Here is a 12,072-nt window from a genome sequence, read left to right on the forward strand (position 1 = left end):
CATGATGAACAGCATCCCGCTTGCCCGCGCCATCGCCTTGCTGACGCCAGTCCTGTTGCTGGGCGGCGCCTACGCGTCCCAATATATTGGCGGCCTGCATCCTTGCGACATGTGCTGGTGGCAGCGTTATCCGCATATGATCGCGATTCCGCTGGCGCTGCTCGCCTATGCCATGAAGGGCCGCCCCTGCGTCAGCGGGCTGTTCGCCGGACTGGCGGGGCTGGCGATCGGCATCAGCGGCCTCATCGGCCTGTTCCATGCAGGCGTCGAATATGGCTGGTGGGAAGGGCTGACCACCTGCTCTACCACGCCCACCGGCGGCAGCGCGGCGGATATGCTCAACCAGATCATGGCGACGCCGCTCATCCGCTGCGACGTGGCGCCCTGGGATCTCTTCGGCATTTCGCTCGCAGGCTATAACGGCCTCTTGTCCGGGGCCGCCGCGCTCGCCATCTTGGCGCTGCTGCTTAAAGCGAGGAAAGCATGACCGCGCCCCAGGATTTCCCCCGACCGGGCAAGAAGCCGTCCGCCGCCGATCGCGCCGCCATGGTGCGCGTCGACCAGGCTGGCGAGTTCGGCGCGACCCGCATCTATGCCGGGCAGTTGGCCGTCATGGGGGATCGCCATCCCTATGGTCGCCTGATCGCAGGGATGGCCGCGCAGGAGGAACGCCATCGCGCCGCCTTCGACGCGATGATCGCCCGACGGGGCGTGCGCCCCACCGCATTGGCACCGATCTGGAGCGCGGCCGGGTTCGCCCTGGGCGCGGTCACCGCCGCCATGGGACCGAAGGCCGCCATGGCCTGCACCGCCGCGATCGAGACGGAGATCGACCGCCACTATGCCGAACAGCTGACGCAATTAGCGCAGGACGATCCGGAACTCTCTACCGCCATTGCGGATTTCCAGGCGGAAGAGGTCGAACATCGCGACGCCGCGCTGGCCCATGGCGCCGAGCAGGCGCCCGCCTACCCCCTCTTGTCGGGCGCCATTCGTTTGGGATGCCGGGCCGCCATCGCGCTTTCCAAGCGCATCTGAAAAGGACGGATTGATGAGCAAGACCCCCATGATCGCCGCGTTGATGCTGCTGGGCACGGCCGTCCCCGCCCTGGCCCAACCCGCCTCCGCCCAGCCCGCCACCGCGCCGACGGCCGCGACCGATCCGGCGTCGGAGAAGGTCAATATCGTCATCGTCTATGGCGAGGATGCCTGCCCCCAAAGCGTAGGCGACGACATCGTCGTATGCGCGCGCAAGGGCGAGGAAGAACGCTATCGCATCCCCGAACCGCTGCGTGGCGATCCCAATATGCCCAGCAAACAGGCCTGGGGCGAACGCGTCCGGTCGATGGAATATGTCGGGCGTCAGGGCACCGAAAGCTGCTCGCCGGTCGGCAGCGGCGGCGCGACCGGCTGCTTCGCCCAACTCTCCCGCCTCGCCAAGGCGGAGCGGCAGGCGCTGGACAATGCGAGCTGGAAGGATCTGGTCGCCGCCGAACGCGCCAAGCGCCTGTCCACGATCGACGCCGACAGCGAAGCGATCGAAGCGCGCGTGAAAGCGGAAGAAAAAGCGGCGCAACAGCCGCCCGCCACCCCGACCCCGTCCCAGCCCTGACGGTTGCCGGGCGCCGGTGGCGTCCTGCATGGCAATCGCCGGGCCATGGGCAGGTCCGGCATCTCAATGGGGGATATGAAGGATAATATCATGCGACAGCATGTCGTACGCCCCCTGATCGGCCTGCTGCTGGTCCCCCTGCTTCCCTCCGCCGCCCTCGCGCAGCCGGAGCCGCCGCCCGAACGCATCACCAATCTGCTGGTCTATGGCGACGATCCCTGCCCGCAGAGCCAGGGCGATGAGATCGTCGTCTGCGCGCGCAGGCCCGAATCGGAACGCTACCGCATTCCCAAGAAGCTGCGCGAAAAGCCTGCCGTCGCCGGTGGCCCCGGATGGGGCAGCCAGGTGGCGACGATGGAAGAAACGCAGCGGCAGATGCTTCCCAACAGCTGTTCCACCATCGGCAGCAACGGCTTTACCGGTTGCACCGCCAAGATGCTGCAACAATGGTTCGCCGAACGGCGCATGCAGGAAAGCAAGGGCGAGCCATAAGTATAGCGCCTAAGCGGGATCGTCTTGCCATCGACGCTATGATCCCCTAAAGGCCCACCCGTCATCTGGGGAGTAGCCAGCCGTTCCGCTTGAGGGACGGGCCATATGTCAACATATTTGGCCGAGAGGTCATGGCATATGGGACGCGGGCGACCGCGTACGGCGAGACCAATGGCATCGGCGCTTTTCTGTCCGGCCGGGCGGGAAGCGACGGTGGCATTGCGTCTATTCACTCCGCCCGGCCCCGGAACATGACGATGGAAGCTCTCCTTACCTCCGCCGCGCTCGTCGCCCTCGCCGAAATGGGCGACAAGACGCAATTGCTCGCCATGCTGCTCGCCACCCGCTTTCGTAAGCCGGTGCCGATCATCCTGGGCATCTTCGCCGCCACGGTCGCCAATCATTTTCTTGCCGCACTGGTCGGCCATTCGATCGCCGGCGTGCTGACGCAGCCCTGGTTCCGCTACGCCGTCGCCGCCTCCTTCATCGCCATGGCCGCCTGGACGCTGATCCCCGACACGTTCGACGAGGACGCGCCCCTGAAAGCGCCGTCGAAGGCAGGCGTGTTCGTCACCACGCTGGTCGCTTTCTTCCTGGTGGAAATGGGCGACAAGACGCAGGTCGCCACCGTGGCGCTGGGCGCGCGCTTCGATAATCTGTTCGCCGTCACCATGGGTACGACCATCGGCATGATGATCGCCAATGTCCCCGCCGTGCTGTTTGGCGAAGCGCTGGCGAAGAAGGTGCCGATGCGCGCGTTGCAGGTCGGCGCAGCGCTGCTGTTCCTGGGCCTGGGCCTCTGGATGCTGGCTGACCTCCAGGGCTGGTTCGGGTAAAAAACCACTCGCGCGGCGCGGCTGGCGGTTGTCAGCGCGCTGCGGCTGTTGCAAGGGTCTGGTGGAGTCATTCCCCTTATTCAAAAGACATGGGACGCGCGTGATGAAGGACAGTCTGGTAACGATCTTCGGCGGCGGCGGCTTTCTGGGCCGACAAGTGGCGCAGGCGCTGCTGGCACGGGGCGCACGGGTGCGGATCGCGCAGCGCGACCTGTCCACCGCGATGAAGGTCAAGACGCTCGGCAATCTGGGCCAGACCCAGTTTATCGCAGCCGACATCCGCAACCCCGACAGCGTCGCGCGCGCCGTGACGGGCAGCGATGTCGTCATCAATCTGGTCGGCATCTTGGCGGGCGATTTCGACGCCTTCCACCATCGCGGCGCGGCCAATGTGGCAAAGGCCGCGGCGGCGGCTGGCGCAACCGCTTTGGTACAGGTATCGGCGATCGGCGCGGACGCGGAAAGCCCGTCCGCATATGGCCGATCGAAAGCAGCGGGCGAAGTCGCGGTCAAGGCCGCCTTCCCCACCGCGACCATCATCCGTCCCTCGATCCTTTTCGGCCCGGAAGACCAGTTCCTCAATCGCTTCGCCGACCTCATCAGCATGGCGCCGGTCGTCCCGGTGATCGCGCCTGCGACCAAGTTCCAGCCGGTCTACGTCGCCGACGTGGCGGAAGCGATCGCCCATGCCGCCGCGCAGCCGGGCGTCCATGGCGGCAAGACCTATGAAGTCGCCGGGCCGCAGGTCATGAGCATGAAAGAGATCAACGCCTGGATCGCCAAGGCGATCGGCCGCGACAAGCCCCTGATCGACGTGCCGCACGGCATCGCGTCGCTACTGGCGATGCTGCCGGGCGGGCCGATCAGCCGCGACCAGCTCACCATGCTGGGCCGCGACAATGTCGCCGCCCCCGGCTCGGAAGGCCTGGCCGCCCTGGGCGTCGCGCCGACGCCGCTTGGCGCGGTCGCGGACAAATGGATGGTCCGCTATCGCAAACATGGCCGCTTCGCCGGCCGCGCCAGCGCCTGACATAACTTTGTGCTCCCGCGCAGGCGGGAGCCCAGTCCTGCCGTCTGAACTGGGTTGAACCGGGTCACGTGCCTCGGTTCAATGCCTGCGCGAGAGCACGTCACGCCAAAGGCTTCCCATGGACCTGCATTACCTCACCGTCATCCTGCTGGGCATCGTGGAGGGACTGACCGAGTTCCTGCCCGTCTCCTCCACCGGGCACCTCATCCTGGCGAGCGAATTGCTGGGCTATGATTCGGCCACTTGGGCGATGTTCAACGTCATCATTCAGCTGGGCGCGATCCTGGCGGTCGTCGTGCTCTACTGGCGCACCTTCTGGGCGGTCGGCATGGGGCTGTTGCGGCGCGAACCGGTAAGCTGGCGCTTCCTGCGCAACCTCATCATCGCCTTCATCCCCGCCGCCATCATCGGCTTGGCGCTGCACGACTATGTCGAAATCCTGCTGGGCGCGCCGCAGGTCGTCGCCTGGGCACTGATCGTCGGGGGCGTGGCGATCCTGCTGATCGAGCGCGCGATCAAGAAACAGCGTTTCCACGGCATCGCCGACATTCCGGTCGTCCGGGTGCTGGGCATCGGCCTCATCCAATGCATCGCCATGATCCCGGGCGTCAGCCGGTCCGGCGCGACGATCATGGGCGCGCTGACGCTGGGCGTGGAGCGGCGCACGGCGGCGGAGTTCAGCTTCTTCCTCGCCATCCCTACCATGCTGGGCGCGACGACGCTAGAACTGCTCAAGAAGGGCGACCGGATCACCAGCGCGGCGGTAGGCTGGGATAGCATCGCGCTCGGCTTCATCGTCTCCTTCATCGTCGCTCTGCTGGTCATCCGATGGTTCGTCGGGCTGGTGTCCAAACATGGCTTCGCGCCCTTCGCCTGGTATCGAATCATCGCCGGGGCCGCGGCGCTTGTCTGGCTTGCAATGCGGTAGGTCCGATACGGCCATATTATTTAGATAGTTTTTGCGATTTATTCTCAACTAACGAACCAAAACGCATTTAATTAGTCAGTATTCCTGCCATATATAGCAGAATCCACGTGACTGCGTGGGTTTTTCTGCTATGCGCGCATCTGAAACAGATTCAGAGGCGATCCATGGCTGACAATCCGATGCTGAAATTTGTGGGTAAGGGGCAATCCTACCCGGAAAAGCGCGCGGCCGACGACCGCGCCGACGATTTCCTGGAAATCAGCCGCAGCTTCATCCTGGACAAGGCCGAAGAACAGGCGTCGCGCTGCTCGCAATGCGGCGTGCCCTATTGTTCGACGCACTGCCCGCTGCACAATCATATTCCCGATTGGCTGCGCCTGACCGCCGAGGGCCGGCTGCGCGAAGCCTATGAACTGTCGAACCTCACCAGCACCATGCCCGAAATCTGCGGCCGCATCTGCCCGCAGGACCGGCTGTGTGAGGGCAATTGCGTCATCGAATTTTCCGGCCACGGCGCCGTCACCATCGGATCGGTCGAAAAATACATCACCGACACCGCCTGGAAGGAAGGCTGGGTCGAACCGCTGGTCCCCGGCACGCCCAACGGCCAGTCGGTCGGCGTCATCGGCGCGGGACCGGCGGGCCTGACGACGGCGGAATATCTCCGCGTCGCTGGCTATGACGTCCATGTCTATGACCGGCATGATCGCGCCGGTGGCTTGCTGACCTATGGCATCCCCGGCTTCAAGTTGGAAAAGGACGTGGTCATGCGCCGGGTCCAGCGCCTGAAGGACGGCGGCATCGTCTTCCACGACAATTTCGAAATCGGCCGCGACGCGACGCTGGAAGGCCTGCGCGCCAAGCATGACGCGATCCTGATCGCGACCGGCGTCTATAAGCCGCGCGACATCAAGGCACCGGGTGTCGGCGCGGCGGGCGTGGTCAAGGCGCTCGATTATCTCACCGCCTCCAACAAGGCGGGCTTTGGCGACGCCGTGCCGGAACATGAGGACGGCACGCTGCTCGCGACGGGCAAGAATGTCGTCGTCATCGGCGGCGGCGACACGGCGATGGACTGCGTCCGCACCGCGATCCGCCAGGGCGCCAAGTCGGTGAAGTGCCTCTACCGCCGCGACCGGGAAAATATGCCAGGATCGCAGCGCGAAGTCGCCAATGCGGAGGAAGAAGGCGTCGAATTCGTCTGGCTCACCGCGCCGATCGCGTTCGAAGGCACGGAGCATGTCACCGGCGTCAAGGTCACGAAAATGCGCCTGGGCCAGCCCGACGCATCGGGCCGCCGCGCGCCCGAAGCCGATCCGGGCAGCGAGCATACGCTCGAAGCCGACCTCGTCATCAAGGCGCTGGGTTATGACCCCGAAGAACTGCCCAAGCTGTTCGGCAGCGAAGACCTGTCCGTCACCCGCTGGGGCACGCTGCGCGTCGATCACAAGACGATGATGACCAGCGTGGACGGCGTCTTCGCGGCAGGCGACATCGTGCGCGGCGCATCTTTGGTCGTCTGGGCGATCCGCGACGGCCGCGACGTGACCGACCATATGCATCGTTATCTCAAGGCGAAGGCCAAGGCGCGACAGGCCGTCGCCGCCTGATCTTCCCGCCTTTTTTGACTATCGTCGTCGGAAGGACATCCCGATCATGACCGAGCAGACCCAGTTCACCGCCAGCCCCGAAGAACGCGCACGGATCGCGGCCGAGGGCATGTATCATCCCGAGATGGAAGGCGACGCCTGTGGCGTGGGCCTGGTCGCCGCGACCGATGGCCGTCCCAGCCGCCGCGTCGTCGCCAGCGCGATCGATGCGCTCAAAGCCGTGTGGCATCGCGGCGCGGTGGACGCGGATGGCAAGACCGGCGACGGCGCGGGCATTCATGTCGACCTGCCGGTGCGCTTCTTCGACGATGCGATCGCGGACTCCGGCCACAAGCCGCTGCCCAACCGCCTCGCCGTCGGCATGATCTTCCTGCCGCGCACGGACCTGTCCGCGCAGGAAACCTGCCGCACCATCGTGGAAGCCGAAATCATCGACGCGGGCTACACCATCTATGGCTGGCGCCAGGTGCCGGTGGACGTGTCGGTCATCGGCGAAAAGGCGCAGCGCACGCGCCCTGAAATCGAGCAGATCATGATCGCCGGGCCGATGCCCGAAGAACGCGACGTCGCCGAGTTCGAAAAGGATCTCTACCTGATCCGCCGCCGCATCGAAAAGCAGGTCATCGCCGCGCAGATCCAGGATTTCTACGTCTGTTCGCTGTCCTGCCGCTCGATCATCTACAAGGGACTGTTCCTCGCCGAATCGCTGTCGGTCTTCTTCCCGGACCTTCAGGACGAACGGTTCGAAAGCCGCGTCGCGATCTTCCACCAGCGCTATTCCACCAACACCTTCCCGCAATGGTGGCTGGCCCAGCCGTTCCGCACCTTGGCGCATAATGGCGAGATCAACACGATCCGCGGCAACAAGAACTGGATGAAGAGCCACGAGATCAAGATGGCGTCCCTGGCCTTCGGCGAGCAGTCGGAGGATATCAAACCGGTGATCCCGGCTGGCGCGTCCGACACCGCCGCCCTCGATGCCGTGTTCGAAGCGATCTGCCGTTCGGGCCGCGATGCGCCGACCGCCAAGCTGATGCTCGTCCCCGAAGCCTGGCAGGCGCAAAGCGCCGACCTGCCCAAGGCCCATGCGGACATGTACGACTATCTCGCCTCCGTCATGGAGCCGTGGGACGGCCCCGCCGCGCTCGCCATGACCGACGGTCGTTGGGTCGTGGCTGGCGTCGATCGCAACGCATTGCGCCCGCTGCGCTATACGCTGACCGGCGACAATCTGCTGATCGTCGGCTCCGAAACCGGCATGGTCGTCGTGCCCGAAACCACCATCGTCAAGAAGGGCCGCATGGGTCCGGGCCAGATGATCGCCGTCGACCTGCTCGAAGGCGAAATCTATGACGATCGCGCGATCAAGGATCGGATCGCGGGCGAACGCCCCTATGGCGAACTGATCAAGGACTTCCTGACCGTCGCCGACTTGGCCGAAGCGCCGACCGCGCTGCCGACTTGGGACAAAGCCGAACTGACCCGCCGCCAAGTCGCCGCCAACCTGACGCTGGAGGATCTGGAACTGATCCTGGCGCCCATGGTAGAGGACGCCAAGGAAGCGATCGGCTCGATGGGCGACGACACGCCGCTGGCCGTCATTTCGGACAAGCCGCGCACGATCAGCCATTTCTTCCGCCAGAATTTCAGCCAGGTCACCAACCCGCCGATCGACCCCTTGCGCGAACGGCATGTGATGAGCCTGAAGACGCGCTTCTCCAACCTCCACAACATCCTGGAGGAAGGCGCGCAGAACAGCCATGTGCTGGTGTTGGAATCGCCGGTCGTGACCAGCGCCGAATGGGCGCGGCTCAAGGCCTATTTCGGCCCCGCCGTCGCGGAAATCGACTGCACCTTCCCCGCCGGTGGCGGGCAGGAACAGCTGCGCGCCGCGATCGCCCGCATCCGTGAGGAAGCCGAACAGGCGGTCCGCGAAGGCCGCACCGAAATCTTCCTGACCGACGAAGGCGTCGGCCCGACCCGGGCCGCCATCGCAGGCGTGCTGGCGGCCGCCGCCGTGCACACTCATCTGGTGCGCAAGGGGCTGCGCAGCTACGCATCGATCAACGTGCGCTCGTCCGAAGCGCTCGACACCCATTATTTCGCGGTGCTGATCGGCGTGGGCGCGACCACGGTGAACGGCTATCTGGCCGAAGCCAGCATCGCCGATCGCCATGGCCGCGGCCTGTTCGGCGACCTGTCGCTCGACGCCTGTTTCGAACGCTATCGCACGGCGATCAACGAAGGCCTGCTCAAGATCATGTCCAAAATGGGCATCGCGGTCATCAGCAGCTATCGCGGCGGCTATAATTTCGAAGCGGTCGGCCTGTCGCGCGCGCTGGTGAACGACCTGTTCCCCGGCATGCCTGCGAAGATTTCGGGCGAAGGCTATGCGTCGCTCCATTACAGCGCGATGCTGCGCCATGAAAAAGCGTTCGACGCAGCTGCAGTGCGCCTGCCGATCGGCGGCTTCTACCGCCAGCGTCAGGGCGGCGAGAGCCATGCCTATTCGGCACAGCTGATGCACCTGTTGCAGACGGCGGTGGCGACCGACAGCTATTCGACCTATCTGCAATTCTCGCGCGGCGTGCGCGATTTGCCGCCGGTTTACCTCCGCGACCTGATGGAGTTCAACTTCGCCCGCGAAGCCGTGCCCATCGACGAGGTGGAAGCCACCACCGAAATCCGCAAGCGGTTCGTCACGCCGGGCATGTCGCTGGGCGCGCTCAGCCCCGAAGCGCATGAAACGCTGGCGATCGCCATGAACCGCATCGGCGCGAAAGCGGTGTCGGGCGAAGGCGGAGAGGACGCGAACCGCTTCAAGCCTTACGAAAATGGCGACAACGCCAATTCGGTCATCAAGCAGATCGCGTCGGGCCGCTTCGGCGTCCATGCCGAATATCTGGCATCGGCCGAAGAGATCGAGATCAAGGTCGCGCAGGGCGCGAAGCCCGGCGAAGGCGGCCAGCTGCCCGGCTTCAAGGTGACCGAGTTCATCGCGAAGCTGCGCCATTCGACGCCCGGCGTGATGCTGATCAGCCCGCCGCCCCATCACGACATCTATTCGATCGAGGATCTGGCGCAGCTCATCTACGACTGCAAGATGATCAACCCGCGCGCGCGGGTCTGCGTCAAGCTGGTGAGCCAGGCGGGCATCGGCACGGTTGCCGCCGGCGTGGCGAAGGCCCATGCCGACGTCATCCTGATCGCGGGCCATGTCGGCGGCACCGGCGCTTCGCCCCAGACCAGCATCAAATATGCCGGCACGCCCTGGGAAATGGGCCTGTCCGAAGCGAACCAGGTGCTGACCCTCAACGGCCTGCGCCATCGCGTGAAGCTGCGCACTGACGGCGGCCTTAAGACCGGGCGCGACATCGTGATCGCCGCGATCCTGGGCGCGGAAGAGTTCGGCATCGGCACGCTGAGCCTCGTCGCCATGGGCTGCATCATGGTGCGTCAGTGCCATAGCAACACCTGCCCGGTGGGCGTGTGCGTGCAGGACGAAAAGCTGCGCGAAAAATTCACCGGCACGCCGGAAAAGGTCATCAACCTGATGACCTTCATCGCCGAAGAAGTGCGTGAAGTCCTCGCCCGCCTCGGCTTCCGCAGCCTGGACGAAGTGATCGGGCGCACCGAATTGCTCAAGCAGGTCAATCGCGGCGCGGAGCATCTGGACGATCTGGATCTCAACCCGATCCTGGCGAAGGTGGACGCCCCCGACGACCAGCGCCGTTTTTCGCTGACCCAGTGGCGCAACGAAGTGCCCGACAGCCTGGACGCGCAGATGATGCGCGACGCCAAGGCCGTGTTCGAGCGTGGCGAAAAGATGCAGCTGACCTACACGGTGCGGAACACGCATCGCGCCGTCGGCACGCGGCTTTCGTCCGCCGTGACCGACCGGTTCGGCATGTCGACCTTGGCCGACGGCCATCTGACCGTGCGCCTGCGCGGGTCCGCCGGTCAGTCGCTCGGCGCCTTCCTGTGTAAAGGCATCACGCTGGAAGTCTTTGGCGACGCCAACGACTATGTCGGCAAAGGCTTATCGGGCGGCATCATCAAGGTGCGCACGACCGTCTCCAGCCCCTTGTCGTCGAAGGACAATACGATCATCGGCAACACTGTCCTCTATGGCGCGACCAGCGGCAAGCTGTTCGCGGCGGGCCAGGCCGGTGAGCGCTTCGCCGTCCGCAATTCGGGCGCGCAGGTCGTGGTCGAGGGCTGCGGCGCCAATGGCTGCGAATATATGACCGGCGGCACCGCGGTGATCCTGGGCAAGACCGGCGCCAATTTCGGCGCGGGCATGACCGGCGGCATGGCCTTCATCCTGGACGAAGACGGCAGCTTTGCGGGCCAGGCGAATCCGGAAAGCATCGTCTGGCAGCGGCTGGAAAGCAGCTATTGGGAAAATGCGGTCAAGGCGCTGATCGCCGAACATGCCGTGGCGACCGACAGCAAATGGTCCAACACCATCCTGGACGATTGGGATCGCTGGCGTCGCTACATTTGGCAGGTCTGCCCGAAGGAAATGATCAGCCGCCTGTCCCATCCGTTGAGCGACGCCGCGGCGGAAACGGTCGCCGCCGAATAAGCGGGGGTCAAGTCGCATCTTCTGCGATTAAAACAGTGTGTTCCCGCGCAGGCGGGAACCTAGTTCAGAGCGTCGGACTGGGTTCCCGCCTGCGCGGGAACACATTGACTAACAAATCTGAGATTCAATCACCGCACACTCAAAACCGCTGTTCGCCGGGCATCGTAGCCACCACAGGGGGCGGCGTCTCAGCCATCCCGACCTGGCTGGTCATTGCGGCGATCGGTGGTGGCGCCCTCTCAACCGCCACGAATCGCGCCACCTGCGGCGACAGCGGCCGAACCGCCGCGGGCGCAGTATCGGGCATCAAATCTTCCGGCATCGCCGCCGCCTCATAATCCCGCACCACCGGATCGCTGCTGCTGCCATCGATCATGCTGTCCGCATCCAGCCCGGCCATATCCGCTTGCCAGCGCCGATCGGCCAGCGTCGGCCCGCAGCCGGTGCAATGGATCGCCCCCGGCCCGTCCTGCATTGCCACAGATGTTTCGCTCGCCGTCTCATCGCCGGTCGGCATGTCCACATAATCGCTGTCCGCCCGTGCCGCGCCTTGCGGACTGGTGACGTAGAAGCCCAGGCTAAGCCCCATGACCGCAGCCGCCACGACGGTGGCGCCCATACTCGTCCAGACATGCACCGACGGCATCGGCTTCCTCCCATGACCGGCCCGAACGCGGGACGGCTTCACCTTCTCCAATCAATCACAACGCCGATGCCGATCACTTGTTGCATGGGTCAAAAGCCTTTGCTAAGGGCCGCCTCCTACCAAGGCACCGGCGCCGCCGGTTTCCCTGTTGATGTGCGGCCATGGCGGAATTGGTAGACGCGCAACGTTGAGGTCGTTGTGGGCGAAAGCCCGTGGAAGTTCGAGTCTTCTTGGCCGCACCATCATTCTCCCCGGCCCGCTGCGGCGGTCGGCGGAGAGAAATCCGGGATAACCGGTCGAAATCGACACCGCTTGGACATTGGCTGTTGC

At 64.9% G+C, this 12,072-nt stretch carries 10 protein-coding genes, 1 tRNA gene and 1 riboswitch; of the genes, 10 read left to right on the forward strand and 1 reads right to left on the reverse strand.

Translation table 11 applies throughout. The annotated features are described in order from the left end of the window. The first annotated feature begins 4 nt into the window (after positions 1-4). The 9 genes from U5A89_RS17395 (at position 5) to gltB (ending at position 11,096) form a co-directional block, all read left to right on the forward strand. A complete protein-coding gene (locus tag U5A89_RS17395; protein ID WP_338163093.1) occupies positions 5-487 on the forward strand; it encodes a disulfide bond formation protein B in 483 nt (160 codons plus the stop codon). Continuing rightward, positions 484-1,038, forward strand: a complete 555-nt coding sequence (locus tag U5A89_RS17400; protein ID WP_338162288.1) for a demethoxyubiquinone hydroxylase family protein — start codon at positions 484-486, stop codon at positions 1,036-1,038. Before U5A89_RS17395 ends, U5A89_RS17400 begins: the two co-directional genes overlap by 4 nt. Before the next feature lie 13 nt (positions 1,039-1,051). Beyond that, complete coding sequence (locus tag U5A89_RS17405; protein ID WP_338162289.1) at positions 1,052-1,612, forward strand: hypothetical protein; 561 nt, start codon at positions 1,052-1,054, stop codon at positions 1,610-1,612. A 90-nt stretch (positions 1,613-1,702) separates the two neighbouring features. After that, positions 1,703-2,104 (forward strand): hypothetical protein, encoded by a 402-nt coding sequence (locus tag U5A89_RS17410; protein ID WP_338162290.1) that lies wholly within the window; start codon positions 1,703-1,705, stop codon positions 2,102-2,104. 54 nt (positions 2,105-2,158) lie between these two features. Then, positions 2,159-2,348, forward strand: a riboswitch (yybP-ykoY riboswitch). Between the two features lie 13 nt (positions 2,349-2,361). Beyond that, a complete protein-coding gene (locus tag U5A89_RS17415; RefSeq protein WP_338163094.1) occupies positions 2,362-2,940 on the forward strand; it encodes a TMEM165/GDT1 family protein in 579 nt (192 codons plus the stop codon). A gap of 103 nt (positions 2,941-3,043) precedes the next feature. Beyond that, positions 3,044-3,970: a complex I NDUFA9 subunit family protein gene (locus tag U5A89_RS17420; RefSeq protein WP_338162291.1), complete on the forward strand. Its 927-nt coding sequence runs from the start codon at positions 3,044-3,046 to the stop codon at positions 3,968-3,970. Between the two features lie 118 nt (positions 3,971-4,088). After that, positions 4,089-4,898 carry an undecaprenyl-diphosphate phosphatase gene (locus tag U5A89_RS17425; RefSeq protein WP_338162292.1) on the forward strand — a complete coding sequence of 270 codons (810 nt, stop codon included), beginning with the start codon at positions 4,089-4,091 and terminating at the stop codon, positions 4,896-4,898. 164 nt (positions 4,899-5,062) lie between these two features. Continuing rightward, positions 5,063-6,508: an NAD(P)-dependent oxidoreductase gene (locus tag U5A89_RS17430; protein ID WP_338162293.1), complete on the forward strand. Its 1,446-nt coding sequence runs from the start codon at positions 5,063-5,065 to the stop codon at positions 6,506-6,508. 46 nt (positions 6,509-6,554) lie between these two features. Then, positions 6,555-11,096: a glutamate synthase large subunit gene (gene gltB / locus U5A89_RS17435; protein ID WP_338162294.1), complete on the forward strand. Its 4,542-nt coding sequence runs from the start codon at positions 6,555-6,557 to the stop codon at positions 11,094-11,096. Between the two features lie 139 nt (positions 11,097-11,235). On the opposite strand, the gene U5A89_RS17440 is transcribed toward gltB, so the two are convergent. Further along, the gene (locus tag U5A89_RS17440; RefSeq protein ID WP_338162295.1) at positions 11,236-11,742 is read right to left on the reverse strand and encodes a hypothetical protein; all 507 of its coding nucleotides are present in this window, start codon (positions 11,740-11,742) and stop codon (positions 11,236-11,238) included. Positions 11,743-11,897: 155 nt separating this feature from the next. Here U5A89_RS17440 and U5A89_RS17445 point away from each other — a divergent pair. After that, a tRNA-Leu gene (locus U5A89_RS17445) sits at positions 11,898-11,984 on the forward strand. Positions 11,985-12,072 lie beyond the last annotated feature (88 nt).

This window comes from Sphingobium sp. HWE2-09, from assembly GCF_035989265.1.
Taxonomy (GTDB): Bacteria; Pseudomonadota; Alphaproteobacteria; order Sphingomonadales; family Sphingomonadaceae; genus Sphingobium.

Excerpts from the sequence above, each read along its gene's own strand:
- U5A89_RS17420 (WP_338162291.1), top strand. The coding sequence starts at position 3,044 with ATGAAGGACAGTCTGGTAACGATCTTCGGCGGCGGCGGCTTTCTGGGC.
- U5A89_RS17425 (WP_338162292.1), top strand. The coding sequence starts at position 4,089 with ATGGACCTGCATTACCTCACCGTCATCCTGCTGGGCATCGTGGAGGGA.
- U5A89_RS17395 (WP_338163093.1), top strand. The coding sequence starts at position 5 with ATGAACAGCATCCCGCTTGCCCGCGCCATCGCCTTGCTGACGCCAGTC.
- U5A89_RS17430 (WP_338162293.1), top strand. The coding sequence starts at position 5,063 with ATGGCTGACAATCCGATGCTGAAATTTGTGGGTAAGGGGCAATCCTAC.
- gltB (WP_338162294.1), top strand. The coding sequence starts at position 6,555 with ATGACCGAGCAGACCCAGTTCACCGCCAGCCCCGAAGAACGCGCACGG.
- U5A89_RS17400 (WP_338162288.1), top strand. The coding sequence starts at position 484 with ATGACCGCGCCCCAGGATTTCCCCCGACCGGGCAAGAAGCCGTCCGCC.
- U5A89_RS17415 (WP_338163094.1), top strand. The coding sequence starts at position 2,362 with ATGGAAGCTCTCCTTACCTCCGCCGCGCTCGTCGCCCTCGCCGAAATG.
- U5A89_RS17410 (WP_338162290.1), top strand. The coding sequence starts at position 1,703 with ATGCGACAGCATGTCGTACGCCCCCTGATCGGCCTGCTGCTGGTCCCC.
- U5A89_RS17440 (WP_338162295.1), bottom strand. The coding sequence starts at position 11,742 with ATGCCGTCGGTGCATGTCTGGACGAGTATGGGCGCCACCGTCGTGGCG.
- U5A89_RS17405 (WP_338162289.1), top strand. The coding sequence starts at position 1,052 with ATGAGCAAGACCCCCATGATCGCCGCGTTGATGCTGCTGGGCACGGCC.